Below are 25,078 nucleotides of genomic sequence, written 5' to 3'. Positions count from 1 at the left end.
CTTCCTATTTTTTCGTTGTATATTTGATATTCCAAACATAGTATTCGTGGCAAAAAACAAGAAAAAACCTAGTAAGCTAAAGCAAAAACTAACCGATAAATATCGTTTAGTTGTTTTAAATGAGGACACCTTTCAAGAACGATTTTCTTTGAAACTTTCTCGTTTAAATGTATTTGTTGTAGGTGGTGTTTTCTCAATTTTTATCATCACACTTACCGTATTCCTAATTGCTTTTACCTCCTTAAAAGAATATATCCCGGGATATTCATCAACTCAATTAAAGAAAAAAGCTACACAACTGACGTATGAAGCCGATTCATTAAAAATGAAAATAGCTGTTTTAGAAAAATTCACGAAAGCTTTAAGACCTGTTCTTACTGGCGAAATTGAGCCTGACGCTATCGATTCTATTAGAAACGAGTCTAAAAAAGCAGTAATTGACTACAAAAAGTTATCAGCAACAGAACAAAACTTACAATTCAGAGAACAGATAGAAAGTAAAGATCGATATGCTCTTTCAGCAGGTGCTGCAGATAAAGCAAAGATTATATTCTTTGCACCTATAACAGGAAGTGTTTCTCAATCGTTTAATGCGGCTAATAAACACTTCGCCATTGATATTGTGGCTAAAACAGGAACTCCTGTGAAAGCTGTTGCTGATGGTACCGTAATTTTATCTGGTTGGACCGCAGAAACTGGTTTTACAATTACTGTTCAGCATACTAATAATTTTGTTTCTGTATATAAACATAATGGTGAACTGTTAAAACAGCAAGGCGATTTTGTAAAATCAGGTGAGGTAATTGCAAGTGTAGGTTCTACTGGTGAGTTAACAACTGGACCGCATTTACACTTCGAATTATGGAATAACGGATACCCTACGAATCCAACAAATTATATTGACTTTCAGTAACTGTTATAAGTCAGAAGTATAAAAACTTTCAACTTCTAACTCCAAACAAAAATAAATTATATGTCTTTAAAATCTTTTTTAGCGATTCCTTTTGCAAAACGCGCAGTAAAAAGTGTTAAAAAATGGGCCAACAAACCGCTAAAAACACAAGAAAAAGTATTTCAGTATTTGGTTTCTGAAGGATGTAAAACTGCTTTTGGTAAAGATCATGATTTTGTGTCTATTAATTCTTATGAGGATTTCAAAAAGCGTGTTCCAGTAAATGATTATGAAGGGTTGCGTTCGTACGTAGACAGGATTGTTGAAGGAGAAGAAAACGTGCTATGGAAAGGAAAACCAATTTACTTTGCTAAGACCTCAGGAACTACTTCTGGAGCTAAATATATACCGATTACTAAAGAATCTATGCCTACGCATATTAAATCGGCTCGAAATGCTTTGTTATTTTATATTAACGAAACAAAAGACGCGTCATTTGTAAATGGCAAAATGATTTTTCTACAAGGAAGTCCAGTTCTAAATGATAAAAATGGAATTAAATTAGGACGATTAAGTGGAATTGTTGCGCATTACGTTCCGAATTATTTACTAAAGAACAGGTTACCTAGTTGGGAAACCAACTGTATTGAAGATTGGGATACAAAAGTTGATAAAATTGTTGAGGAAACCTTGCCAGAAGATATGACCGTAATTAGTGGAATTCCTTCTTGGGTTCAAATGTATTTTGAAAAACTGATTGAGAAAACTGGTAAAACTGTTTCTGAACTGTTTCCTAATTTTAATTTCTTTATTTATGGTGGTGTTAATTTCGAACCGTATAAAAATAAATTCGAAGCACTAATTGGTAAAAAAATAGATTATATCGAATTGTATCCGGCATCAGAAGGGTTTATAGCATTTCAAGATTCTCAAAAAGAAAAAGGAATGTTATTACAGTTAGATTCTGGAATCTTCTACGAGTTCATTCCTACGACGGAGTTCTTTGATGAAAATCCAACACGTATTTCTTTAAAAGATGTTCAACTTGGAGTGAATTATGTTATCATTCTAAATACTACTGCTGGACTCTGGGGATATAATATTGGTGATACGGTTGAGTTTACTTCTTTAAAACCATATCGTATAAAAGTTACTGGCAGAATTAAGCATTTTATTTCTGCTTTTGGAGAACATGTAATTGGTAAAGAAGTAGAAAAAGCTTTGAACGATGCCATCAAAGGAACTGGTGTAAATGTTAGCGAGTTTACAGTGGCTCCTCAAGTAAATCCTGAAAGTGGATTACCATATCACGAATGGTTTATTGAATTTGAAAATGAACCTGAAAACCTTGATGAAATGGCAGCTAAAATGGATGCTTCTATGCAAGCTCAAAATATTTATTATCAAGATTTAATTGAAGGAAAAGTGTTACGCCCTTTAGTTATTCGAAAGGTAAAAAAAGGAGGATTTCATGAGTATATGAAATCGATTGGTAAGTTTGGCGGACAAAATAAAATTCCACAGTTATCAGATAATCGTAAAATTGCCGATGTGTTGGAGGGGTTTTTACTACATTAACTAAATCAAACGATATACTGCCTCAATAAGTATTACAGTTTGCTAAAACAGTATGTTCATTATTACTTGCTATCTATATTTTAGCTGGAAAATCACGTTGAAAAAAATATCTTTCTATTGTACTTGATAAAAATTAATACTATGAAATATAATATTTTAACTTTATTATTCTTTGCTACTCTATCTGTAATTAGCCAGAAGAAAACTATTAACAAATCAGATATATACGGCTGCTGGACAGACTCTTTTGAAGAATATAGTAATGAATCTAATTTTAAAGTCTTTAGACCTTGCAATTATGACAAAATTCCACCTGCACGATTTCGCTATAGATTTGAAATAAAGAAAAATGGTGAATTTCAATGGCTAGAAATGGCCGAAAACGATGGGCATTATATGAGGAAAGGTACTTGGACATATGATTCAAAATCAAAAACTCTTTCGGTTTTTAATAAAAAGAAAAATAAAGTCAAAGATTTGGTTATGATTAATATGATCAAAGGGATGTTAACTTTAGAAAAAAACTAGGAACAAATTCGTTTTAGGTCTTAAAAACTGGAGAAACTAGATTTCTTCCTCTCCAAATACTCTTTTTCTAATTGGTTGGTTACTTTTTCTAAAGCTATATCGATGAATTCAATCGCTTTTGCAATATCATTCATTTGATAATAATAATCCGATTTTGCGGCATAATATAAATAAGCTCTTTGTTCTAAATCTTGCGGATTAACTTTATCGAAGTAAAAACTAGCTTTTACATAATTATTCATTTGTAAACAAACTACAGCCATAGTTAACAAATGAGTTGGCATTGGTTGTAATTCGTATAAGGACTCATACCAAAATAAAATCTGTTCCCAATTAGTATCATTAAATGTTTCTGCTTTTAAATGCTCCGCTATTATTGCAGCTTCATAATGATAACTGGAAAACTCATTCTTTTCAACGGCTTTATTCATCATTGTATTTCCTAACTGAATTAAAGGAAAATACCACTTAGAACGATCTTGATTTTTTAAATCTAACACTTCATTTTCGGTGGTTACTTTTGCATCTAGCCTAGCTGAATGAAAACACATTAACGCAAACAATGCATAAGATGCTGAAATCGATGTATGTTTATTTTTAATAACCAACTTACATAATCGCATCGCCTCACCGCAAAGTTCTTTTCTAACTAATTGTTCTTTAGTGTTTGAATGAAATCCTTCATTAAAAATAAGATATAAAACCTCTAAAACACTTTCTATTCTTTTTGGTAATTCTAACCCTTGCGGGATTGAAAATGAAATATTTGATTGTTGAATTGCTTTCCTTGCTCTAACTAATCTTTTTTTTACGGTTTCTTCTTTTAATAAAAGTGCCGAAGCAATTTCCTTTCCGCTAAATCCAGAAACTGTTTTAAGCGCAAAAGCAATTCTATCTTTAGGATTTAATTTTGGGTGGCATGCCGTAAAAATCATTCGCAGTTGCGCATCTTCTATTTCAGAATCCAGAAAAAGTTCGTTAATCGCAACAGCGTCTATTCCTTTAGAAAATTCAGGTAATTTTTTCTTTTCAGATTGTAGTTTTCTAAAAATATCTAACACTCTGTTTTTAGAAGCTTTAATAAGCCAAGCTTCTGGATTATCTGGAAGTTGATTTCGCCAACTTAGTGTAGCTTTTATAAAAGTATCTTGCACTGCATCTTCAATAACTTCAAGATTTGAAAGTCCGAAAACACGAGTTAAAACAGCAACCATCTTTCCGCTATGGTGACGGAAAAGATGGTCTATAAGTTGATGTTGCATTAGTTTTCAAATACCATTACTTCGCGGATTTCAACCGTTCCTCCTAAATCATAATCAGGAAAATCTTGAGCGATTTCTTCAACAGCATCAAAATCTTTAGCTTCCACAATGTAATAGCCACCAACAATTTCTTTTACTTCAGCAGAGTTAATATCGGAAACTGTTCGATCTTTACCAACAATTCTGCGAATATCGGCAGTTAAAGCATTTCCACCTCTAACAATACCTTGTTGCTCCATTTTCTGACTCCAAGAAAACCATTTGCCCATTCTACCTTGAATTTCCTCAGGAGATAGTCCTAAATCGCCATAATCCGCACCGATAAAAATCATCATAAATTCTTTCATAATTTTTAAGATTTAAAGTTATTTACCTATAAGACGTTTTAGAAACTACAATAGGAGACAAACTTTTTAAAAGTTTTTTATACCACTTATTCTTTCTCCAGCTCCAATACCTTTAAAATCATATTATCGTCTAAATGATTCATACGATATAGTCCTTGGTCATTAAATAACTCTCTTGCAATCGTGGTTTTTAAAAATTTACGTAGTTTTTCTTTAGTTAACGCAGAAGGTTGTATATCCTTTATTTTATTGAAGAACATATCTGAGACTTCGTTATTAGCATCAAAACTTTTTATAAACTCATCTATACGGATGTTTGCTAATTTTGTTCGGTTATTATCTACATACTTAAATGCAAAATCATTTAAATACGCATAGTAATAAGGAGTAATATAAGATGAGGTATCAATAGGAACAAAAACATCTGGAATAATACCTCCTCCTCCGTACACAACTTTTCCTTTGGGAGTTGTATATTTTAAACTGTCTACAATTTTAATACTATCTCTATTTAATAACTCACCATTTCTATACCTGTTTTCAACTTCATCACCATAACTTAGTCCAGAGGTATTTGCATCTGCTAACAAATTATCATCTACATTCTTATTTTTCTTATATGGCTTTTGAATAGATCTCCCTGTAGGTGTATAATAACGAGCTGTTGTTAATCTTACTGCCGAACCATCTCCTAAATCCATTTCTTCTTGTACCAATCCTTTTCCGAAAGAACGTCTTCCTACAATAATACCTTTGTCATTATCTTGTAAAGCTCCTGCAACAATTTCAGAAGCAGACGCTGAGTTTTCATCAATAAGAACATACAATCCTCCTTGCTCAAACTCACCTTTCTCGGTTGCATAAGATTCTGTAATTTCTCCCCCATTATTTTTAGTAAAAACTATGAGTTTGTCATCTTCTAAAAATTCATCGACAATACTATTTGCTATATCAATAAAACCACCACCATTCCCTCTTAAGTCAAGAATTAAATCTTTCATTCCTAATCCTTTGAGATCAGTTAATGACTCTTTAAATTCTTTGTATGTATTTCTGGCAAAACGATCTAGTTTTATATAACCAATACTATCATTCAGCATATAAGCTATATCCACACTTTTTATGTTTACCTTTCCTCTTTCAACAATAACGTCAAAAAGGCTATCATTTGATTTTCTATATACCTGAAGCTTCACTTCAGTATCTGGCGCTCCTTTTAATTTTGATAAAACTTGCTCATTACGAATTCCTTTTCCGTGTAAAGTATCTGAATCGGCAATTAAAATTCTGTCTCCAGCTTTGATTCCCTTTTTAATACTTGGTCCGCCTTTCATCGGATGAACAACAGTAATACTGTCATCAATTATTCTAAACTGAACACCTATACCTACAAAATTACCTTGCATGTTTTCAGTTACTGCCTGTAAGTTCTCTTTTGGAATATAGACCGAATGCGGATCCAATTTAGTTAACATTTGAGCAATTGCACCATCCAAAAGCTCGTCTGTATTTACATTATCAACATAGTCTTTTTGGATAAAATTGATTAAGCGCTTTATTTTTTGCTCTTTTAAAGATGTCTTACTTAATGCTGATGACTGCCCAGTAAAAAAAGCACCAATTAACACTCCAAACGCCATTGCAATGGCAAAAAATATAGGTAAATTATTCTTGTTCATCGGGTAAATAAATAAGTTCAACTCCTGCCTTTTCTAAAAACTCAAGACCACTTTTATCTTTATACTCATTCGAATACACAACTCGTTTTATACCTGATTGATGAATAAGTTTACTACATTGTTGGCAAGGAGATAATGTAATGTATAAAGTTGCCCCTTTACATGATTGAGTTGATGATGCTACTTTTAATATTGCATTTGCCTCAGCATGTAGCACGTACCATTTTGTGTAACCTTCTTCATCTTCACAAACATTTTCAAATCCGGTTGGCGTACCATTATAACCGTCAGAAATAATCATTCTGTCCTTTACAATAAGTGCTCCAACTTGTTTACGTTTACAGTATGATAACTTTGCCCATTCTTTTGCCATTTTTAAGTAGGCTTGAGCATATGTTAATTCTTTTGTTGTTAAAGACATAGATTAGCTAAAATACGGAGAAATTACAGTTAAAGAAGTTAATATTTACCAAAAAACACGATTGACCATCATTTGACATGCAAATCCGATCACAATTGAAGATGCTACCAAAATCCAATCGCGCCTATTCACTCCAAATACAGATTGCACCAACCCTCCTATTAATAGAATTAATCCAACGATAATAATTTGTGCCACTTCAACTCCTAAAGCAAACTCTAGAAGCGGAACTAATTTATCTTGAGACCTTCCAATCATTGCTTTAAAATAATTCGAAAAACCTAATCCGTGAATCAAACCAAAGAATAATGCAAAAAATAAATTTTGATTTTCTTTTCCAACAGAAGCTTTTCTTGCTGTTAAAACGTTCATTAATCCCGTAATAAATATTGTTAACGGAATTAAAAACTCCACCAAATCTGCTCTAACCTTTAAAATATTATAAGCGGATAATCCTAGTGTGATAGAATGACCAATGGTAAACAAAGTAATTAACCAAACTACTTTTTTCCACTGTTTGAATTGATATACAACTGCTAAAACAATTAAAAATAAAATATGATCATAGGCTTTAATGTCTAATACATGAAATAAGCCCATTTTAAAATATAATATAAAATCGTTCATAAAAAGGTTTAAATTTTTATTTGTCTGTCTATTTGTTGATCCAAAGATATGAATGTTTCTGTTCTTGAAACTCCTTTTATGCTTTGGATATCTTTATTTAACAAATGCATTAAATCCTCATTGTTTTTACACATAATTTTAATGAAAATAGCATAATTCCCGGTAGTATAATGACTCTCAACAACTTCTGGAATATCTTTCAATCTTTTAATAGCGGAAGAATACAAACTTGCGGAATCTAAAAACACACCGACAAAAGCAGTTGTTGTATAGCCTAAAGCTTTCGGATTCAACACCATTTTATAACCGTCGATTAAACTCGATTCGTCTAATTTTCGTAATCTTTGATGAATAGCAGCTCCAGAAATTCCAACTTCTCTAGCGATACTTAAAATGGGGGTACGTGCGTCTTTTACCAATCTTTTAATGATGATTTTATCAATACCATCAATTTTTAATTTTTTTGACATAGGGAAAAGGTAAGTATTGGGTTCTATCTTTTTAGAGTAGCACAATATAGTTAAAAAATAAAAGAGAATGGTTAACTTTACACGGATGTTCTTATTCATTATTTTGAAATTAACATTGACTTTATTCTTTATCCAGTATGAGTTTAACATTAACTATTTTTAGTCCAAAAGATGTAGAAAGCGAAGGCGCTTTATTTGTAGATACCGGCATATCTGCTGGATTTCCCTCACCTACCGAGGATTTTAGTGAATCTAAACTTTCCTTAGATGAGGAATTAATTAGGAATAAGGACGCAACTTTTTTCGCCCGTGTTAGTGGACAATCAATGATTGGTGCGGGTTTAGATGATAAAGACTTGTTAGTTATTGATAGAAGTATTCCTCCAGTGAATAATAAGATTGCCGTTTGTTTTTTAGATGGGGAATTTACGGTTAAAAGATTACGTGTTGATGGAAGCGAAGTTTGGTTGCAGCCTGAAAACCCCGATTACCCGATTATTAAAATAACGGAAGAAAACAATTTTGTAATCTGGGGAATTGTAACAAACGTTATCAAGCGCGTGTAACTATGAAATTTCCGAATAAATTACTTCACAAACTCAATCAAAGAATTGAGTCTAATTCGTTACGCAGTTTAGACTCTTCATCTGATTTAATCGATTTTTATTCGAATGATTATCTTGGTTTTGCTCAATCTGAAGAAATATTCAAACGAACACACGAGTTACTTCTCAAAGAAAATATAAAAATAAATGGAGCAACTGGTTCTCGTTTAATTTCAGGGAATCATTACTTATATCAAACAACTGAGGAATATATTGCTCAGTTTCATAAAATAGAAAAAGCTTTATTATTTAACTCAGGATATGATGCAAACGTAGGTTTTTTCTCCTGTGTTCCTCAACGAGGTGATGTTATTTTTTATGATGAATTAATTCATGCTTCTATACGAGACGGAATTCAACTTTCAAATGCAAAAGCATACAAATTCAAGCATAATGATGTTATTCATTTACAAGAGCTTCTGAATCGATTTGATTATGATAATGCATACATCATAACAGAATCTGTTTTCTCAATGGATGGTGATTCTGCAAATCTGATTGACTTTGTTAAAATATCAAATAAAGAAAATACCTTTTTAATTGTTGACGAAGCACATGCATTAGGTGTTTTTGGGAAAAATGGTGCTGGACTTGTTCAAGAATTAAACTTAGAAGATAAAGTTTTTGCTCGAATCACGACTTACGGAAAAGCTTTAGGTTGTCATGGAGCCGCCATTTTAGGAAGTAAAAACCTTTATGATTTTTTAGTTAATTTTTCTAGAAGTTTTATTTACACTACAGGATTATCTCCTCATTCAGTTGCAACAATTAAAGTTGCTTATGAACATTTAACTCCAGATAATATAATTTTACTTAAAGAAAAAATTACTCACTTCAAATCAGAATTGAAGCGTTTAGATTTAGACCATAAATTCATTTCAAGTTCTTCCGCCATACATTGTTGTGTCATTTCGGGCACTGAAAAAACAAAAGATATTTCTAAAAATCTTCAGCAGAAAGGATTTAATGTAAAACCTATTCTTTCACCAACAGTTCCTGAAGGTCAAGAGCGATTGCGTATATGTTTACACAGCTTTAATTCTAACGAAGAAATTACTAAAATCTTATCGCTTCTCACTACCTTTGTTTAAAATTTAAAATGAGGGAAGATTACACAATTTTGACCGTATTTGAATATTCTACGGAAGCTCAAGTCATAAAATCTAAATTAGACTCTGAAGGAATTAGTACCATGTTAATGGATGAAAAAACAATTGACTCTGATCCTCTGTTAAGTCAAGCCATTGGGGGAGTAAAACTTTTAGTTGCTAGTAAAGATTTGGAGAGAGCTTCAAACATTTACGCCGATATTAGAACTTATGAAAAGGATGAAAACGGCGATGAAATTCATTGTCCAAATTGTAATTCTCATAGAATTCTAGTAGCGGAGGCTCAACGTAAAAGTTTCTTTTATATGCTCTTCCCATTTTTTGAATCAAGGAAATTAATTTGTAACGATTGCCAAACAATCTTTAAATGAAAAAATATTTTATAACTGGAATCTCTACTGAAGTAGGAAAAACAGTAGCTTCAGCTATAATTACTGAAGCTTTAGAAGCTGATTACTGGAAGCCAGTACAATCTGGTGATTTAGAATATTCTGATACACATAAAGTAAAAAATTTAATTAGTAATAATACTTCGGTATTCCATGAAAATAGTTACGCTCTAAATACACCAATGAGTCCACATGCATCTGCAGAAATTGATGGAATTACTATTGACGTCGATAAAATTAAAGAGCCTGCAACTAAAAATCATTTAGTTATCGAAGGTGCTGGAGGATTATTAGTTCCTTTAAATAATGAGCAGACCATTTTCGATTTAATTAAACCAGATTATAAAATTATTGTAGTTTCTAGACATTACTTAGGTAGCATAAATCACACCTTACTTACTTTGAATTTATTAAAGTCGAGAGGATTTGATGTTTCTTTGATTTACAGTGGAAATGAACACAAAACTACAGAGGAAATTATTGAGAAAATGAGTGGTGTAGACGTTCTTGGAAGAATTGAGGAAGAACCTTACTTTGACCAAAACGTTATTAAAGAATATGCCGAAAAATTTAGAGATAATTTGTCTTAAATATCTTACACATAAATATTTTACTTTGATTCTTAACATAATTTAGAACATTAACATTTTACAAAAGGAAATTTAATTAATTTTGCTGCAAAAAAATTATGAAGAAGTTTATAGTACTTTCGTTTTTATTTGTGTCCTTTAATTGTTTTTCTCAGTGTCCAACAAGTACTTTATATTTTTATAAACAGTCTGATATCGACTTATTCAAAAACAACTACCCTAGTTGCAGTAATATTGAATACAACCTAACTATTAATAATAATACAAATGAAATTCAAAATCTAAATGGTTTAGCAAACATCATATCAATCCAAGGTGACTTAAATATTTCTGGAATTGATAATTCGATAGATATTAGTGGTCTAGAAAACTTGAACTCGGTTAGCGGTAATGTAAGAATAACCAATAGTGATAATCTGTCAGGATTGAATAATCTTAAATCGTTGACTTCAATAGGGGGAAAACTAGAACTTTCCAGTAATCAATCACAGGTAATACAAGGTTTACCAAAGTTAAATTCAATTCAAGGTGACCTAATTATAAGAGAAAACAATAGTCTAAATTTAATAGGTTTTGAAGAATTATCAACTGTTCAAAATAGTTTCTTAATCGAAAGAAACCCCTTACTCACAGAAGTTAATGGTTTCCAAAAATTATTATCTATTAATTCAAACTACACTATTGAAACTAATGAATCTTTAACTGCACTAAAGGGATTCAATCAGTTAACAATAATAAAAGGAAATCTTATACTAAGGGAAAATAAAAATTTAATCAATCAAACTGCTTTTAATAGTCTCGAGCAAATCAATGGATATTTACATTTTAGATATTGTGGAGTAAAAAAAACATTTGGATTTGAAAATTTAAAAAACATTCAAGGCGAGCTTTATTTTTCTAATAATATTGAAGAAATAAAAGGGTTTAATTCTTTGATCTCTATTGGTGGAAACCTAACTTTTAATGAGAATAACGATTTATTACTAGTTGATGGGTTTCAAAATCTCGAAACTATAAATGGTTATTTGGCCTTCTATGGAAATGAAAAATTAGTTTCTGTTTTAGGTTTCAATAAGTTAAAAGCTATAAATGGAAATTTAACTCTTAATTACAATACAAAATTAGAAGAACTTGCCGAATTTGAAAGTTTACAAACAATAAAAGGAGCTATTTCGATATTTATTAGTTCCATAAAATCACTTAACAGTTTTAATAAAGTGAACAATGGCGTTTCAAATATCACATTTAGAGATAATCCTTTATTGATTTCATCAAATACTTTTAATGAACTACCTGAATTATCTGGAGGAGTTTTCTTCACTAACAACAAAAGCCTATTAACTATTTCTGGTTTCCAGAATCTTATCACCATCAACGATAAGCTATCCTTTGAAAAGAATGAATCACTTAAAACTATAAATGGTTTTATCAAGCTTGAAAATATTGGCTCAAATCTTATTTTTTCGGACAACTCAATAGGTAGTTTTAAATCTTTTGATAATCTTAGATCTATTGGGGGTGTATTAGATTTCTCTCGAAATGGAGCAATTGTATCTCTTGATGGTTTCAATAAATTAGAAACAATTGGCTCAGATTTAAACATGTACCAATTCAGTATTTCAGATTTAACTGGTTTCAATAACTTAGTTGAGTTCAACTCATTGAATATATCAACTTCCTCAATAGAAAATTTCTCAGGCTTTAGTAATACCGAAGTAATAAAGGGTAACTTCACAGTTTACAATTCTAGTATAAACACTTTTAATAGTTTTCAAAAACTAAAATCGATACTCTATAATTTCAGTTTCACTTTCAATAGCGGAATTAAGGCGTTAAACGGATTTCAAGAACTAAAATCTATAAGTTTTGACATGTCAATTAACTACAATTCTCAATTAAATGATGTTAGTTCTTTAAACTCTTTAAATGATGTTGGGAGGTATATTCAGTTTGTAGGTAATTCAAATTTAAAGGATTGTAGTATAAACATAGTATGTAGTCATTTAAACAATAATGAAATCATAGTTATAAACAACAACGATCAAGGGTGTAATAGTAAGGAAGAAGCTTTTAGTAATTGTAAATCTTTAGGAATAGAAGATGTTTTAATATCTAAAATAAATGTATTTCCCAACCCAACAAAAGAGGTAATTAATATAAGTTACAAGGGTATCATACCTGAAAAAATTGAACTTATAGATATAAATGGGAAGAATGTTAATTTATTAAAAGACAAAAATCAAATAAATATCAAACATTTAAATAAGGGAGTATATATTCTTCGTTTTTATATTGATAATAATATGGTTACTAAAAAAATTATTCTTTATTAGTTGTTCCTTATATAAAAATAATAGTCTTTTTAATTTTGTATAAGAAAAATATTAATAGGAGCAGTCATGACACTACAAGAACGCGATAAGAAACACATTTGGCATCCCTTAAAACAACATCAAACACATCCAAATAGTTTAGGAATTGTAAAAGCGAAAGGTTGTATTCTTACTGATGAAAACGGAAACGAATATATCGACGCTATATCGTCTTGGTACACTTGCATGTTTGGTCATTGTAATGATTATATAAATAATCGAGTTTACGAGCAAATGCAGCAACTAGATCAAATAATGTTTAGTGATTTTACGCATCCCGCTGCTGTAGAATTATCTGAAAAATTAATCTCAATTTTACCTGAAAATCAGGCTAAAATATTTTTCAATGATAATGGTTCAACCGCTGTTGAGTCTGCTATAAAAATGGCTCTTCAATATTATTTTAATTTAGAAGATCAACGCACCACTTTTATCGCATTTGAAAATGGATTTCATGGAGATACATTCGGAGCAATGTCTGCTTCAGGCTTATCTGTTTACAACGGTCCATTCGAAGATTTCTTGATTAATATTCATCGCATTCCTGTGCCAGATGGAACTAATCAAGAAGAAATCTTACAGAAATTAAACGATATAACGAGCAATCATAAAGTAGCCGCATTTGTTTACGAACCTATTGTTCAAGGTGCAGCCGGAATGAAAATTCACGATATTGATGGGTTAAATGAAATTATCGGATTTTGTAAATCTAAAAATGTGTTGACTATTGCAGACGAAGTAATGACTGGTTTTGGAAAAACTGGTAAAAATTTTGCTTCGGAACACATGGAGAATAAACCAGATATTATCTGCTTAAGTAAAGCATTAACTGGTGGATTAGTTCCTATGGCAATAACGTCTTGTACTCAAGAAATCTATGATGCCTTTTTAAGTAACGATATTTCAAAAGGATATTTTCACTGTCACACCTATTCTGCAAATCCAATTGGTTGCGCGGCTGCCATTGCAAGTATTGACTTATTAACTTCAACAGAAATTCAGAATAGCATTCAAAGAATTTCCCAGAAACATAAAACCTTTGGTGCTACTATAACGAATCATCCTAAAGTGAAGTCTACAAGAAATATAGGGGTAATTTTTGCTTTAGATTTAGATACAAATATGGAAAGGTATGGTACTTTAAGAGATCTACTTTTATCGTCATTTATGAAAGAAGGAGTCTTTTTAAGACCTCTAGGAAACACCATTTACATTCAAACTCCATACGTCATTTCAGATACGCAACTAGAGAAAATATATAATACAATCGTTAAAGTCTTAGATACTCTCTAAGACTTTTTCTTTATCCAATAGATTAATTCGTTCGTTTGTTTCTTTAATGATAACGTACAAATCTTCATAAATCCACTTTTTATCTTTTCGAATTCCTTTTACAATTAAAGTACCTTCTCCATTATCTCCTTTAATTGGAATTGAAAAATCCACTTCTCCATCTGAATCAGAAATAGAAATATTACCATTTGGAAAACCATCAGACTCAATATCCTCTCCTATTAATTGAATTACACGCTCATTCTTTTCAGCTCTTTCAATAGCCTCTTCAATTGGTGATACTCCACCTAAACCATTAACAACACTTAACACAGTGGCTCCAAAACCAACAATAATTATAATTAGAAAAATTAAACAACCTGAACAACAACCAACTGGTAACGCCCATGGCCAATTCCTTCCTAACCAACTTTTTTGATTTTCAGTATTCATTTGATTTGATAATAATTAATACTTCTATTTATGCGAATATAAGACGCATTAAACACTTACTTGTTTCAATAAAACAGAAAATATAATTCATCTATCTGTTTTGAGTGATTCAGTTTAAAGATTTAACCTTAATTTTGCTGAAATTTTTCTGTTTTGAAACCAATATCTATATCAGCCATTGCATCCATATCTCCCCTAGGAAAAACTTCTGACGAGGTTTGGAATAGTTATTTAGATAATGATCATAGAATTTCGAAGAGAGATTTTAAAAACTTTACCGAATGGACCGCTTCTATTTCGGAAGAAGATAAAAAACATATTGATGAAATTCGAAATTCAGATAATAAGTATAAAAGTTTAGATGATACTGTATTATTGGCTATTTATGCTTCAAGAAAAGCGATTTACGCTGCAAATTGGAAAGTGGGTGATAATTTTGGAATTAATATTGGCTCTTCCAGAGGAGCAACTTCACTTTTTGAAAAGTATCATGAGGAATTTCTGGAAACGGGAACCTCATCTACATTAAGTTCGCCAACAACAACTTTAGGAAATATTTCTTCATGGATTGCGCATGACTTAAAAAGTTCAGGACCTGAAATTTCGCATTCTATAACTTGTTCAACAGCATTACATTCTTTGTTAAATGGAGTCGCTTGGATTCAAGCTGGAATGTGTGATAAATTCTTAGTTGGAGGAAGTGAAGCTCCACTTACCGATTTTACCATTGCTCAAATGAAAGCTTTAAAAGTTTATTCAAAAGAAACTGAAGGATATCCATGTAAAGCTTTTGATCTCAATAAAACTAAAAACACCATGGTTCTTGGAGAAGGAGCTGCTGTAGTTTGTTTAGAAAATGAAATTTCTGAAAGAACCATTGCTAAAATTGAAGGTGTCGGTTATGCTACTGAAGTTTTAAAGCACAATACATCTGTAACCGCAGATGCAGAATGTTTTCAGAAATCAATGAAAATGGCATGTGACAATATAGACTTAAACGAAATCGATGCCATTGTCATGCACGCACCTGGTACTATAAAAGGTGATTCATCTGAAGTAAATGCTATTGAAAAAGTCTTCGGAAATCATCATCCGTTTTTAACCACTAATAAGTGGAAAATCGGACATACTTTTGGAGCTTCTGGGTTATTAAATTTAGAACTCGGACTTTTAATGTTACAACATCAAAAAGCTATTGAAGTTCCATTTGCAGAGAAACAAACACAACCAAAACAACTAAATAAAATACTGGTAAATGCCGTAGGGTTTGGAGGTAATGCAGTATCAGTTTTAATTTCAAAATAATATAATAATACAATTACTTTTCCTACTTTTGGTAATGCAAACAATGACGACTATATGAGTGAGACTAGACACAATTGGACTAAAGAAGAAATTTTAGAGATTTATAATAAACCGATGATGGAGCTGTTATATGATGCAGCTACAATTCACCGTAAACACCACGATCCAAATACGGTTCAAGTATCAACTTTATTATCTATAAAAACAGGAGGATGTCCTGAAGACTGTGGATATTGTCCGCAAGCAGCAAGATATCATACCGATGTTGAAGGAAATGATTTAATGAGTGTAAACCAAGTTAAAGCACAAGCATTACGCGCAAAAGCTTCTGGAAGCTCGAGAGTTTGTATGGGAGCAGCTTGGAGAAATGTAAAAGACGGACCAGAATTTGATCAAGTATTAGAAATGGTTCGTACAATTAACAAACTTGATATGGAAGTTTGTTGTACACTAGGAATGATAACAGAAAACCAAGCACATCGTTTAGCTGAGGCTGGTTTATATGCATACAATCATAATTTAGACTCTTCAGAAGAATATTATAAAGAAGTAATTTCAACAAGAGGTTTTGAAGATCGTTTAGAAACTATCGATAACGTTCGTAAAACGAATGTAACAGTTTGTTCTGGAGGAATTATTGGTATGGGAGAAGCTATTGAAGATAGAGCTGGAATGCTAGTCGCTTTATCAACTTTAAACCCACAACCAGAATCTGTTCCAATTAACGCTTTAGTTGCTGTTGATGGAACTCCATTAGAAGATCAAAAACCAGTTTCTATTTGGGAAATGGTAAGAATGGTAGCAACGACTAGAATCGTAATGCCTGAAACACAGGTTCGTTTATCGGCTGGTAGAACTCAAATGACTCAGGAAGGACAAGCAATGTGTTTCTTCGCAGGAGCAAACTCGATATTTGCTGGAGATAAGTTATTAACTACTCCGAATCCTGATGTAAATGAAGATATGAAGTTATTCGAGTTACTTGGTTTAAATCCTCAAAAACCATTTATCAAAAAAATGCAGCCTAAAACTGTTGAGGCAGAAGATTCTCAATATCAAGATTTAGGTGAAAAGCCAAAATGGACGAGACCAGGTCATAAAATTGATAGAAACGAACAAAAAAAGCAAGAAGCTAAAGAGGTTAAAGCATAAGCATAGATTGTGTAAATTGATGAATTTAATTTATCAATTTCGTTTAAAAAAGATTTCGTAACGTTTTATTAACTTTGCGTTTATCAAATTTTTATTCATGGGGTTACAGTTGGAACAGATAGATAGAGTCGAGACTATTACAAAAGAAGACTTTATCAAAAATTACTTTAAGCCACAAAAACCAGTGGTAATAGAACGTTTTATTGAAGATTGGCCAGCTTACAATAAGTGGTCTTTGGATTATATGAAAGAAGTTGCCGGTGATAAAACTGTTCCGCTTTATGACGATAGACCCGTGGATTATAAAGATGGTTTTAATGAACCACATGCTACCATGAAAATGAGTGAGTATGTTGATTTATTAAAACGTGAACCTACTAAATTTAGAATTTTCTTATGGAATGTTTTAAAGGAGGTTCCTGTACTTCAGAAAGATTTTAAGTTTCCTGATTTTGGTTTACGATTAATGAAAGGACTTCCAATGTTATTCTTTGGAGGAAGAGATTCTTATACTTTCATGCATTATGATATTGATTTAGCCAATATTTTTCACTTCCATTTTGAAGGAAAAAAGAAATGTGTTCTATTTGATCAAAAACAAAATAAATATCTATACAAAATACCTCATTCTTTAATTACTAGAGAGGATATAGATTTCAATAATCCTGATTTCGAAAAATGGCCAGCTCTTAAACATGCGAAAGGTCATGTTGCAGAATTAGAGCATGGAAACGTTTTATATATGCCAGAGGGTTATTGGCATTATATGCGTTATGTAACGCCAGGTTTTTCGATGAGTTTACGAGCTATAGCAAGAAACCCTAAAAATCTTGGAAAAGCTATTTATAATGTATTTATTATGCGCTCCATCGATAACTTAATGCGAAGAATAAAAGGTCAAAAATGGATTGACTGGAAAAACGAACAAGCTATTACACGCACAAATAAAGCAAACGGTATTTCTTAACAGAAAAATAAAATAAAGGGGAATTTTCCCCTTATTTTTTTAACGCTAACTAAGTTTTTAATCTTTACTTTTAATATTCTAACCAAAAAAGAAAAGAAAGATGAAAACATGTCCACACTGTGGCTCTGAAAACAGAGTTCGCAAAAGGAGGAGGGGATTTGTAAAATACATTTATTTCATAAAATTTTACAACTGCCTTGATTGCCGAAAACATTATTACTGGGTTAGTTTGTTTAACTTCCCTTTAAAAGTAAAAGCTACTTCTTAAAGAAGTAGCTTTTACTTTTATATTCATTTTGTTTATCTCTTTAATTATTTTAAAGCCTTCTTATTAAACATAAAATCAACAATACAATACTTAGTGGCAAGAATATAACCCAGTTGATAAATATTAAAACACCACCTAACTCAAAGATTAAATCTTCTATAACATCAATAAAATTATTAGATTTTTTGTATTGACTAATCTCCCATATCAACCATAAAACCCCAATAGTAATAGGAGCATATAAATCTCCAATCAACAAGCTTAAATACAAAGTTAAGACGAAACTTAAAGATAAATGACCCACCTGATTTGTTAACCATCCATAAGGGTTATCTTTAAAATCATTTGGCTCTGAAAGAAGGTTAAATATTTTGGTAATCAAATTCATAGTAATAAGTTAGATTATAAGGCTCCTCCAAAATAATGAATTTTTCTTTACATAAATAGACCAATATCAATAATGATAATATTGATTACAATTTTACTTATGAGAGCGTTTTTTACTCTCTATAAGTTTATTGAATTTATAATAGTTATGGAAAACAGTTAGCCTATTTAAATAGCTTCACTACATCATTACCGTTGGCAAATATCAATAATGCTAATAGTAAGAAGAATCCTACGATTTGAGCATATTCTAAAAATTTATCACTTGGCTTCTTACCTGTAATCATTTCCCACAATGTAAACACAACATGTCCACCATCTAATGCTGGAATTGGCAACAAGTTCATGAAACCTAACATGATTGATAAAAATGCTGTGATACTCCAAAAACTGTAAGCACTCCATTCTGATGGGAAAATGCTTCCTATAGAAATGAAACCACCTAAACCTTTATAAGCACCTGTGCTTGGATTAAATATCTTCTTTAATTGCTTTACATAGTTTGTTAAGGTTGTCCAAGACTTGTTTAATCCGGCAGGAATAGATTCCATAAAAGTATACTTCTTATCAGCCAAAGTATAGTATCCTAATTTTTCTAAATCTCCTAATGAAAGCATTCCTAAACCAACTCCTAATTTACCTTCTTTATTAACTGTAACAGGAATTATTTTGGTATCCTCTCCCCTTTTTACGGTAATAGTAGTTTCTTGATTTTTATATTTCTCTAAAATAGTCTTAGCTTCATCAAAATACTTTATGTTTTCTCCAGCAATTGCAGTTACAATATCTTTTGATTTTAACTCAGATTTTTTATTGGGAGAATCATCTGAAACACCTGCAATTACGAAAGGATAACGTGGTAAAATAAAACTTCCTGCATCTTTATCTCTATCAACTAATTTCGAAATAAAATCAACCGGAATTTCTTTTGCAATTTGCTCTCCATTTCTTTCTATTACAAAGTTATTTCCATTAATAAACTCAACCGGAATTTCATTGAACTTTTTGATTTCCTTGCCATCAACAGAAATAATCTTATCTCCTGTTTCCAATCCTAAAGTTTGTGCTAATTCATCTTGCGCCCAAATACCATCTTTAACATTTTCATTAGGTAAATATTTTTCACCATAGCCCCACATTAAAGCAATGTAAATTAAAATACCTAAAACGAAGTTTACAATTACACCTCCCAGCATAATGATTAAACGTTGCCATGCTGGTTTCGATCGAAATTCCCATGGCTTAGGTTCTTCTTTCATTTGCTCTGTATCCATACTTTCGTCAATCATACCAGCAATTTTAACATATCCTCCTAAAGGAATCCATCCAATTCCGTAAACTGTTTCTCCGATTTTCTTTTTAAATAATGAGAACTTATAATCGAAAAATAGATAGAATTTTTCAACCTTAGTTTTAAATAATTTAGCGGGAATAAAATGTCCTAATTCGTGTAAAACAATTAGTAACGATAAACTTAAAATGAATTGTGATGCCTTTATTAAAATTTCCATAAATGGTATTTAGTGTCTTTTTTGAATTCAGCAAATGTACGTTTTTATAGAGAGTTGTAAAAATGCAGTCTTGACACTTATTTCTGTTTTAACAAAGATTTTAGGAAACAGTCTTTTTTAGCCGTATTTTTGCAGTAGAATTTTGCCGAAATGAACATACAATTTTTCAAAAAATCCAAGTACACTTTTCTTTTTCTAATTTTATTTACAATTATTGCATTACCTGCTTATTATTTTTTAGTAAAAGTTGATCAAAAATTACCTATTTACAACCCAGCAGATGTTAATCCTAAATTGGTAGATAGTTCTATAAGAATGTTTACTAAAAATCATACAGTTGCAGATTTCGAATTAATCAATCAGCATGGAAAAAAGGTTACCCAAAAAGATTATGAAGGTAAAATTTATGTGGCAGACTTCTTTTTTGTTACCTGTAAAGGAATTTGTATTCCAATGTCTAATAACATGCTTGAGTTACAAGAACGATTTAAAGATGATAAAGACATTATGTTCTTATCACATTCTGTAACTCCTGAATTAGATAGCGTTCCAGTACTTAAAGCATACGCTGAACGAAAAGGAATTATAGATGGAAAATGGAATGTTACCACTGGTGATAAAAAACACATTTATGAACTAGCTAGAAAGAGTTATTTCGCTGTTTTAGACGAAGGTGATGGTGGCGCTCAAGATTTTATTCATACCGAAAACTTTATCCTAATCGATAAAGACAAAAGAATTCGAGGAATGTACGATGGCACTAAGTTTGAAAATATGCAGAAAATTATTGACGATATTTTACTTCTGAAAGAGGAGTATAACTAGCGTTTCGACTTTTTCAATTTCTTTCCTTCTTTATCGAAATGTTTATTAAGTTCTTGCTCTGTTTTAATTACACAAACTCCCAATGTTAAAACCATAATTGCAATAGGTTGCCATGAAGTTTCTTCAGCTATAAAAGACAAACCTAAAGCGGCAGCAAAAGAAATTGCAGAATACTGTAATAAATGCTTGTTAAAAAATCCATTTGCGAAATCCCAAACTTCTTGATTTGCCATTGATCTTGGTGTTCTATACCCATAAAAATTATTTATCTTTTTAGGTGGATAGAAGTAAAAAATAATACTTAACAAAAACACTAATCCGTTAACAGATAGTACATAATAAATTGGACTCATACTTATTTATCTTTATGTGGTCGCATTAAACCTTCTTGTGCTACTGAAGCTACTAGTTTACCATCTCTTGTATAAATATTTCCACAAGCAAACCCTCTCGCTCCAAATGTATTCGGACTTTCTACTGAGAATAACATCCAATCAGAAAAGTCAAAATCTCTATAAAACCACATCGAATGATCTAAACTTGCCATCTGCGTATTCCCAAAATGAGCTTTACTAGCATTTGGATATAGACAAGCGGTTAAAATATTATAATCGGAAATATAGGTTAGAATTTGCTGCTTCAGTTGCAAACTCAAATCTTCACTTTCTCCTTTTAATTTGAACCAAACATCTACAATTGGTGGTAAATCTTTTTTCTCAAAAGGGTTTACAACTTGAACAGGTTTGAAACTAATAGGACGCTCAATACTTAAAAACTCCTTCATCTTTTTTGGAAGAAATTCACCGAATTGATGTAACATATCTTTCCAACTTAACAAATCTTCAGGTTTCGTTAAGTCTTTCTTTATTGGCATTTGATGTTCATATCCATCTTCTTCTTTATGAAATGAACATGCTAAAATGAAAATTGTCTTATTGTTTTGATGCGCTGTTACTCTTCTCGTAGAAAAACTTCCTCCATCTCTAATAGTTTGCACATTATATATAATCGGAAGTTCCAAATCTCCTGCTTCTAAAAAATAAGAATGAAGCGAATGTAACACCCTACTATTTCCAATAGTTCTATAAGCTGCATTTAAAGATTGTGCTAATACTTGTCCTCCAAAAACATTTGGGCTTCCAATATCTCTGCTAACTCCACTAAAATTATTATTTCCTTCATCAGTAAGTCTCAGGATATTCAGTAGGTCTTTTGTGTTTTTCATCAATAGATTTTTACAAAATAAAAGTACTCTTTTTAGTTTTGAGCAACAAGTGTTTTAACTTTAAAAGGTAGTTTTTGATTAAAAGGAGTGGGTTGAATTTTATTAATAAAAAAACTTAATATTTTATTTGGAATATGATTTTTATGTCTAAAATAAATTGTTAAATCCTGAGGTTCAGCACCAACTGAGCTTTTTATTTCACTCGCTGTTCTTCCGAAGTTAATTTGATGTAATTTGTTTTCAATGGCAATTTGTATATAGTCGTATAACATGCGCTGATAAATAGCATACTCTCGATTATACTCGTAATTAATACCTACGAAATGTGCATCTAATTTTTTTCCCGTAATCATTCCGGATAAAAAGCCTACTAATTTACCTTTTAAGGCATATCCTCTAATGACATAGTTGTCTCCTAAACTTTGTTTTAAATCTTTGTACGAAGCAATATTAAACGAACCCAAGTTAAATTCTGCTTTTGAAGAAACATTATGATAAAGCTTTTCCATTTCGGGTAAAAAAGAGCTTAGATTATGTTCATCAATATCAATAATTTCGAGAGGGAAACTTCGCTCCATTGCTTTTTTTGCTTTCACTCGAAACTTAGTTTTCATAGCGGCCAAATAATCGGTAAAATCATGCCAATCTGTATCAATTTGCATGAGCATATTAGGCTCTACACTAAACGAATGATAATTATACTCTAGCAATTCATCTGTCATAAAAAGTGATTCATGAATAAAATCTTTTAACATAAAACCACTGATTTTATAGTCGAATTGTTTCTCGTCATTCACCAACTTAACAACAGACTTGGCCAATTCTTTTATTACCTTTTGTTTATTCTGATTGTTCTTAATAAAAATTCCATGTTCGCCACTTACAAAAGTGTTACCGCAAGTAAGGATTTTAAAAGGTTTTCTTTTGGTAATTATCCCCAATTTTCTACCTATTTTTTGAATCTTTTCTGCAAACCCTTTTAAATCATTTTGAACATTCTCAAGAAGAAAATCAACCACTTGAATAGTTGCAAAGGCTATCGGCTCTTTGTTTTCGTTGAATAAAACAACGTAGCAAAAATCTATTTCTGGATGATTTTTTGCAATTGCCGACAAGTAATTAGGATTAAAATATAAATTATTTGTACAACCCAGTTCGTTCCAAATAGTATTTGGAACATCTTCTATGGACACATAATAGTTCGCATTTTGTACTCTTTTACAAAAATTCAATTAAGGGCTAAATTAAAATAGGGTTGAAAATTACTAAAAAGTTTACGAAACTTTAGTTATCCTTTTCTTAATGTTTACAAGTCAAATAAATAGTTATTTATACTTTAACCTCATAACGATAAGAGCTAAGGCACTAATTCCGGTAATTGTATTCGCTAAAATAATCGGCATACTATTCAAGTAAATACCATAAATCAACCAGCAAACAATTCCTGTAAAAAACACCAAATACATGGTTAGTGATAATCCTTCTACTGATTTTGTTCTCCAGGTTTTATATACTTGTGGTAAGAAAGAAGCCGTTGTAAAAAAAGCTGCTAAATACCCTAAAACTTCTTGAAACTCCATTATAAATTTTTCTCGCCAAAAATACTCTTATATATCTTAGCTACCAACATATTTCCAAGAGGAAAATAAAGAGCGAAAAATAGTGTCATCCCTAGGCTGAAATTTCTAATATTAAAAAGCTTATCTAAAATATTATTGGGGTAGGCATAAGAAGTTTGTAGAGCGTAACCTGCAAACTCTAATAGTCCCATGGCTATTAAACCATAAGCATATTGCATATGAAAAGGTAAACCTCTTAAAAGCAATGATATAGGAACCATGTAAAAAATATAGCATGTAATTACTTGCCACCAATATGTAAACTTTGCGATTTCTACTGCTTGCCCAAAGTTGTTCATTCCCATTCCCCAAATAAAATAAACGATTACATAGGTTAAGATTAATTTTTTATCTTCCGATAATTTGTATTTCGCATACGCTAAGAATTCTTTCATTTCGTTGATTTTAAAATAGATATAGCTCCAAAATTACCATGATGAGAAAGCGAAAAAACAATGTCACTTTCAATCTTATTTATTGTTAATTTAGGAATACCTACTGTGTTTTTTTGTATTGAAATCTTTTCGCTTTCAACAGCGAGCCTTTTAGACATTATTTGCTTGAGTTGGTTATATACTTCTAACTGCTGATTGATTGTAGATACACTTTCTATATGAAAACAGTAGTTTTCTGTTCCAGACTTAGAAATAGTTGAATAAATATAATTACTATTTACCGTTGTTTTTATAGGAAATTTAAAATCATCAATAGTAACATGACCGAAATGAAGATCGTGCATAGTACATGATAATTTTTTAGGATCAAAAAAACGTTTTTGGTGATATCTTACGTAACATTTGTAAGCACTTTCTTTCATAGACCATAAGCGCCACACTACTGAAAATGGATCTGAAGCATTAGTAATTAACCGCTGCTCATGCATAGTAAATACTTTATCCAAGAACCGCTTCCGCTGCCAATTGACTTGCTCTTTGGTTATTTTAATATCTACGATATCATTACCTATCATTTTTCTGAAAGCTTACTTTGTATAATTGACAGCGCATTTTTTACATCTAACATCTTTTCCATAGCATCATTATCTATTTCAATATCAAATTCATCTTCCACATCTAAAACAACATCTACCAAATTTGCAGAGTTGATCTTAAGATCGTTAATAAAATCTGTTTCTTCTGTTAAATTTTCAAATGCATTTTCATCTTGAATATAAGGCTTTACTATATTCTTTAATCTAGGTATTAGCTCTTGGTTTGTCATATTA

Annotated in this window: 29 protein-coding genes; 13 read left to right on the top strand and 16 right to left on the bottom strand. The window is 31.2% G+C overall.

Annotation, left to right across the window (positions count from 1 at the left end; all coding sequences use genetic code 11):
- Positions 1–46: 46 nt before the first annotated feature.
- The 3 genes from ACOSP6_RS13765 to ACOSP6_RS13755 all read left to right on the top strand — a co-directional run bounded on the left by ACOSP6_RS13765 (position 47) and on the right by ACOSP6_RS13755 (position 2,998).
- Positions 47–913: a M23 family metallopeptidase gene (locus ACOSP6_RS13765; RefSeq protein ID WP_422094578.1), complete on the top strand. Its 867-nt coding sequence runs from the start codon at positions 47–49 to the stop codon at positions 911–913.
- A 60-nt stretch (positions 914–973) separates the two neighbouring features.
- Complete coding sequence (locus ACOSP6_RS13760; RefSeq protein ID WP_422094579.1) at positions 974–2,470, top strand: GH3 auxin-responsive promoter family protein; 1,497 nt, start codon at positions 974–976, stop codon at positions 2,468–2,470.
- 141 nt (positions 2,471–2,611) lie between these two features.
- Positions 2,612–2,998 carry a hypothetical protein gene (locus tag ACOSP6_RS13755; protein WP_422094580.1) on the top strand — a complete coding sequence of 129 codons (387 nt, stop codon included), beginning with the start codon at positions 2,612–2,614 and terminating at the stop codon, positions 2,996–2,998.
- 20 nt (positions 2,999–3,018) lie between these two features.
- Here the strand turns inward: ACOSP6_RS13755 and ACOSP6_RS13750 are convergent, their stop codons facing one another.
- The 6 genes from ACOSP6_RS13750 to ACOSP6_RS13725 form a co-directional block, all read right to left on the bottom strand.
- A complete protein-coding gene (locus ACOSP6_RS13750; RefSeq protein ID WP_422094581.1) occupies positions 3,019–4,260 on the bottom strand; it encodes an RNA polymerase sigma factor in 1,242 nt (413 codons plus the stop codon).
- Positions 4,260–4,607, bottom strand: a complete 348-nt coding sequence (locus ACOSP6_RS13745; protein ID WP_422094582.1) for a YciI family protein — start codon at positions 4,605–4,607, stop codon at positions 4,260–4,262. Before ACOSP6_RS13745 ends, ACOSP6_RS13750 begins: the two co-directional genes overlap by 1 nt.
- A gap of 86 nt (positions 4,608–4,693) precedes the next feature.
- Complete coding sequence (locus ACOSP6_RS13740; protein WP_422094583.1) at positions 4,694–6,286, bottom strand: S41 family peptidase; 1,593 nt, start codon at positions 6,284–6,286, stop codon at positions 4,694–4,696.
- Positions 6,273–6,707 (bottom strand): deoxycytidylate deaminase, encoded by a 435-nt coding sequence (locus ACOSP6_RS13735; protein ID WP_422094584.1) that lies wholly within the window; start codon positions 6,705–6,707, stop codon positions 6,273–6,275. Before ACOSP6_RS13735 ends, ACOSP6_RS13740 begins: the two co-directional genes overlap by 14 nt.
- A gap of 45 nt (positions 6,708–6,752) precedes the next feature.
- Positions 6,753–7,334, bottom strand: coding sequence for a HupE/UreJ family protein (locus ACOSP6_RS13730; RefSeq protein ID WP_422094585.1), 582 nt, complete (start codon positions 7,332–7,334; stop codon positions 6,753–6,755).
- Positions 7,335–7,342: 8 nt separating this feature from the next.
- Positions 7,343–7,804, bottom strand: coding sequence for an Lrp/AsnC ligand binding domain-containing protein (locus ACOSP6_RS13725; protein WP_422094586.1), 462 nt, complete (start codon positions 7,802–7,804; stop codon positions 7,343–7,345).
- A gap of 137 nt (positions 7,805–7,941) precedes the next feature.
- Between ACOSP6_RS13725 and ACOSP6_RS13720 the strand changes: the two genes are divergently transcribed.
- The 6 genes from ACOSP6_RS13720 to bioA all read left to right on the top strand — a co-directional run bounded on the left by ACOSP6_RS13720 (position 7,942) and on the right by bioA (position 14,162).
- Positions 7,942–8,370, top strand: a complete 429-nt coding sequence (locus ACOSP6_RS13720) for a LexA family protein (RefSeq protein ID WP_422094587.1) — start codon at positions 7,942–7,944, stop codon at positions 8,368–8,370.
- A 2-nt stretch (positions 8,371–8,372) separates the two neighbouring features.
- Positions 8,373–9,500, top strand: coding sequence for an aminotransferase class I/II-fold pyridoxal phosphate-dependent enzyme (locus tag ACOSP6_RS13715; RefSeq protein WP_422094588.1), 1,128 nt, complete (start codon positions 8,373–8,375; stop codon positions 9,498–9,500).
- Positions 9,501–9,508: 8 nt separating this feature from the next.
- On the top strand, positions 9,509–9,889 hold the full coding sequence (locus ACOSP6_RS13710) for a DUF2007 domain-containing protein (RefSeq protein WP_422094589.1): 381 nt from the start codon (positions 9,509–9,511) through the stop codon (positions 9,887–9,889).
- The gene (gene bioD, locus ACOSP6_RS13705; protein WP_422094590.1) at positions 9,886–10,497 is read left to right on the top strand and encodes a dethiobiotin synthase; all 612 of its coding nucleotides are present in this window, start codon (positions 9,886–9,888) and stop codon (positions 10,495–10,497) included. Before ACOSP6_RS13710 ends, bioD begins: the two co-directional genes overlap by 4 nt.
- Before the next feature lie 98 nt (positions 10,498–10,595).
- On the top strand, positions 10,596–12,830 hold the full coding sequence (locus ACOSP6_RS13700; protein WP_422094591.1) for a T9SS type A sorting domain-containing protein: 2,235 nt from the start codon (positions 10,596–10,598) through the stop codon (positions 12,828–12,830).
- 66 nt (positions 12,831–12,896) lie between these two features.
- On the top strand, positions 12,897–14,162 hold the full coding sequence (gene bioA, locus ACOSP6_RS13695; RefSeq protein ID WP_422094592.1) for an adenosylmethionine--8-amino-7-oxononanoate transaminase: 1,266 nt from the start codon (positions 12,897–12,899) through the stop codon (positions 14,160–14,162).
- On the opposite strand, the gene ACOSP6_RS13690 is transcribed toward bioA, so the two are convergent.
- The gene (locus ACOSP6_RS13690; RefSeq protein WP_422094593.1) at positions 14,148–14,594 is read right to left on the bottom strand and encodes a cytochrome c oxidase assembly factor Coa1 family protein; all 447 of its coding nucleotides are present in this window, start codon (positions 14,592–14,594) and stop codon (positions 14,148–14,150) included. The two genes, bioA and ACOSP6_RS13690, sit on opposite strands and share 15 nt — an antisense overlap.
- Positions 14,595–14,747: 153 nt before the next feature.
- Here ACOSP6_RS13690 and ACOSP6_RS13685 point away from each other — a divergent pair, with 153 nt between their 5' ends.
- From ACOSP6_RS13685 to ACOSP6_RS13675, 3 genes are all read left to right on the top strand, one after another.
- The gene (locus tag ACOSP6_RS13685) at positions 14,748–15,899 is read left to right on the top strand and encodes a beta-ketoacyl synthase N-terminal-like domain-containing protein (RefSeq protein WP_422094594.1); all 1,152 of its coding nucleotides are present in this window, start codon (positions 14,748–14,750) and stop codon (positions 15,897–15,899) included.
- 54 nt (positions 15,900–15,953) lie between these two features.
- Positions 15,954–17,051: a biotin synthase BioB gene (gene bioB / locus ACOSP6_RS13680; RefSeq protein ID WP_422094595.1), complete on the top strand. Its 1,098-nt coding sequence runs from the start codon at positions 15,954–15,956 to the stop codon at positions 17,049–17,051.
- A 97-nt stretch (positions 17,052–17,148) separates the two neighbouring features.
- Positions 17,149–18,018 (top strand): cupin-like domain-containing protein, encoded by an 870-nt coding sequence (locus tag ACOSP6_RS13675; RefSeq protein ID WP_422094596.1) that lies wholly within the window; start codon positions 17,149–17,151, stop codon positions 18,016–18,018.
- Between the two features lie 317 nt (positions 18,019–18,335).
- Here ACOSP6_RS13675 and ACOSP6_RS13670 read toward each other — a convergent pair whose 3' ends face one another.
- Both ACOSP6_RS13670 and rseP read right to left on the bottom strand, forming a co-directional pair.
- Positions 18,336–18,674, bottom strand: coding sequence for a hypothetical protein (locus tag ACOSP6_RS13670; protein WP_422094597.1), 339 nt, complete (start codon positions 18,672–18,674; stop codon positions 18,336–18,338).
- A gap of 163 nt (positions 18,675–18,837) precedes the next feature.
- Positions 18,838–20,184 carry an RIP metalloprotease RseP gene (gene rseP / locus ACOSP6_RS13665; RefSeq protein ID WP_422094598.1) on the bottom strand — a complete coding sequence of 449 codons (1,347 nt, stop codon included), beginning with the start codon at positions 20,182–20,184 and terminating at the stop codon, positions 18,838–18,840.
- Positions 20,185–20,334: 150 nt separating this feature from the next.
- Here rseP and ACOSP6_RS13660 point away from each other — a divergent pair, with 150 nt between their 5' ends.
- The gene (locus ACOSP6_RS13660; protein WP_422094599.1) at positions 20,335–21,009 is read left to right on the top strand and encodes an SCO family protein; all 675 of its coding nucleotides are present in this window, start codon (positions 20,335–20,337) and stop codon (positions 21,007–21,009) included.
- Here ACOSP6_RS13660 and ACOSP6_RS13655 read toward each other — a convergent pair.
- The 7 genes from ACOSP6_RS13655 to ACOSP6_RS13625 form a co-directional block, all read right to left on the bottom strand.
- Positions 21,006–21,362: an SdpI family protein gene (locus tag ACOSP6_RS13655; RefSeq protein WP_422094600.1), complete on the bottom strand. Its 357-nt coding sequence runs from the start codon at positions 21,360–21,362 to the stop codon at positions 21,006–21,008. The genes ACOSP6_RS13660 and ACOSP6_RS13655 overlap by 4 nt on opposite strands.
- A 2-nt stretch (positions 21,363–21,364) precedes the next feature.
- On the bottom strand, positions 21,365–22,234 hold the full coding sequence (locus tag ACOSP6_RS13650) for an acyl-CoA thioesterase (protein WP_422094601.1): 870 nt from the start codon (positions 22,232–22,234) through the stop codon (positions 21,365–21,367).
- A gap of 32 nt (positions 22,235–22,266) precedes the next feature.
- A complete protein-coding gene (locus ACOSP6_RS13645) occupies positions 22,267–23,466 on the bottom strand; it encodes a GNAT family N-acetyltransferase (protein WP_422094602.1) in 1,200 nt (399 codons plus the stop codon).
- Between the two features lie 93 nt (positions 23,467–23,559).
- Positions 23,560–23,814, bottom strand: a complete 255-nt coding sequence (locus ACOSP6_RS13640) for a SemiSWEET family sugar transporter (protein ID WP_422094603.1) — start codon at positions 23,812–23,814, stop codon at positions 23,560–23,562.
- The gene (locus tag ACOSP6_RS13635) at positions 23,814–24,248 is read right to left on the bottom strand and encodes a hypothetical protein (RefSeq protein ID WP_422094604.1); all 435 of its coding nucleotides are present in this window, start codon (positions 24,246–24,248) and stop codon (positions 23,814–23,816) included. The genes ACOSP6_RS13640 and ACOSP6_RS13635 overlap by 1 nt, the downstream gene beginning before the upstream one ends.
- On the bottom strand, positions 24,245–24,823 hold the full coding sequence (locus tag ACOSP6_RS13630; protein ID WP_422094605.1) for a 4'-phosphopantetheinyl transferase family protein: 579 nt from the start codon (positions 24,821–24,823) through the stop codon (positions 24,245–24,247). Before ACOSP6_RS13630 ends, ACOSP6_RS13635 begins: the two co-directional genes overlap by 4 nt.
- Positions 24,820–25,074 (bottom strand): acyl carrier protein, encoded by a 255-nt coding sequence (locus ACOSP6_RS13625; protein WP_422094606.1) that lies wholly within the window; start codon positions 25,072–25,074, stop codon positions 24,820–24,822. The genes ACOSP6_RS13630 and ACOSP6_RS13625 overlap by 4 nt, the downstream gene beginning before the upstream one ends.
- Positions 25,075–25,078: the final 4 nt, after the last annotated feature.

The sequence above is a fragment of the Tenacibaculum sp. MEBiC06402 genome (genome assembly GCF_049239625.1).
GTDB lineage: Bacteria > Bacteroidota > Bacteroidia > Flavobacteriales > Flavobacteriaceae > Polaribacter.
This window is presented reverse-complemented; position numbering and strand designations above follow the sequence as displayed.

What these genes read in the sequence shown, in the direction of transcription:
- ACOSP6_RS13760 (WP_422094579.1), top strand. Translation starts at nt 974, where the DNA reads ATGTCTTTAAAATCTTTTTTAGCGATTCCTTTTGCAAAACGCGCAGTA.
- ACOSP6_RS13755 (WP_422094580.1), top strand. Translation starts at nt 2,612, where the DNA reads ATGAAATATAATATTTTAACTTTATTATTCTTTGCTACTCTATCTGTA.
- ACOSP6_RS13750 (WP_422094581.1), bottom strand. Translation starts at nt 4,260, where the DNA reads ATGCAACATCAACTTATAGACCATCTTTTCCGTCACCATAGCGGAAAG.
- ACOSP6_RS13745 (WP_422094582.1), bottom strand. Translation starts at nt 4,607, where the DNA reads ATGAAAGAATTTATGATGATTTTTATCGGTGCGGATTATGGCGATTTA.
- ACOSP6_RS13740 (WP_422094583.1), bottom strand. Translation starts at nt 6,286, where the DNA reads ATGAACAAGAATAATTTACCTATATTTTTTGCCATTGCAATGGCGTTT.
- ACOSP6_RS13735 (WP_422094584.1), bottom strand. Translation starts at nt 6,707, where the DNA reads ATGTCTTTAACAACAAAAGAATTAACATATGCTCAAGCCTACTTAAAA.
- ACOSP6_RS13730 (WP_422094585.1), bottom strand. Translation starts at nt 7,334, where the DNA reads ATGAACGATTTTATATTATATTTTAAAATGGGCTTATTTCATGTATTA.
- ACOSP6_RS13725 (WP_422094586.1), bottom strand. Translation starts at nt 7,804, where the DNA reads ATGTCAAAAAAATTAAAAATTGATGGTATTGATAAAATCATCATTAAA.
- ACOSP6_RS13720 (WP_422094587.1), top strand. Translation starts at nt 7,942, where the DNA reads ATGAGTTTAACATTAACTATTTTTAGTCCAAAAGATGTAGAAAGCGAA.
- ACOSP6_RS13715 (WP_422094588.1), top strand. Translation starts at nt 8,373, where the DNA reads ATGAAATTTCCGAATAAATTACTTCACAAACTCAATCAAAGAATTGAG.
- ACOSP6_RS13710 (WP_422094589.1), top strand. Translation starts at nt 9,509, where the DNA reads ATGAGGGAAGATTACACAATTTTGACCGTATTTGAATATTCTACGGAA.
- bioD (WP_422094590.1), top strand. Translation starts at nt 9,886, where the DNA reads ATGAAAAAATATTTTATAACTGGAATCTCTACTGAAGTAGGAAAAACA.
- ACOSP6_RS13700 (WP_422094591.1), top strand. Translation starts at nt 10,596, where the DNA reads ATGAAGAAGTTTATAGTACTTTCGTTTTTATTTGTGTCCTTTAATTGT.
- bioA (WP_422094592.1), top strand. Translation starts at nt 12,897, where the DNA reads ATGACACTACAAGAACGCGATAAGAAACACATTTGGCATCCCTTAAAA.
- ACOSP6_RS13690 (WP_422094593.1), bottom strand. Translation starts at nt 14,594, where the DNA reads ATGAATACTGAAAATCAAAAAAGTTGGTTAGGAAGGAATTGGCCATGG.
- bioB (WP_422094595.1), top strand. Translation starts at nt 15,954, where the DNA reads ATGAGTGAGACTAGACACAATTGGACTAAAGAAGAAATTTTAGAGATT.
- ACOSP6_RS13675 (WP_422094596.1), top strand. Translation starts at nt 17,149, where the DNA reads ATGGGGTTACAGTTGGAACAGATAGATAGAGTCGAGACTATTACAAAA.
- ACOSP6_RS13670 (WP_422094597.1), bottom strand. Translation starts at nt 18,674, where the DNA reads ATGAATTTGATTACCAAAATATTTAACCTTCTTTCAGAGCCAAATGAT.
- rseP (WP_422094598.1), bottom strand. Translation starts at nt 20,184, where the DNA reads ATGGAAATTTTAATAAAGGCATCACAATTCATTTTAAGTTTATCGTTA.
- ACOSP6_RS13660 (WP_422094599.1), top strand. Translation starts at nt 20,335, where the DNA reads ATGAACATACAATTTTTCAAAAAATCCAAGTACACTTTTCTTTTTCTA.
- ACOSP6_RS13655 (WP_422094600.1), bottom strand. Translation starts at nt 21,362, where the DNA reads ATGAGTCCAATTTATTATGTACTATCTGTTAACGGATTAGTGTTTTTG.
- ACOSP6_RS13650 (WP_422094601.1), bottom strand. Translation starts at nt 22,234, where the DNA reads ATGAAAAACACAAAAGACCTACTGAATATCCTGAGACTTACTGATGAA.
- ACOSP6_RS13640 (WP_422094603.1), bottom strand. Translation starts at nt 23,814, where the DNA reads ATGGAGTTTCAAGAAGTTTTAGGGTATTTAGCAGCTTTTTTTACAACG.
- ACOSP6_RS13635 (WP_422094604.1), bottom strand. Translation starts at nt 24,248, where the DNA reads ATGAAAGAATTCTTAGCGTATGCGAAATACAAATTATCGGAAGATAAA.
- ACOSP6_RS13630 (WP_422094605.1), bottom strand. Translation starts at nt 24,823, where the DNA reads ATGATAGGTAATGATATCGTAGATATTAAAATAACCAAAGAGCAAGTC.
- ACOSP6_RS13625 (WP_422094606.1), bottom strand. Translation starts at nt 25,074, where the DNA reads ATGACAAACCAAGAGCTAATACCTAGATTAAAGAATATAGTAAAGCCT.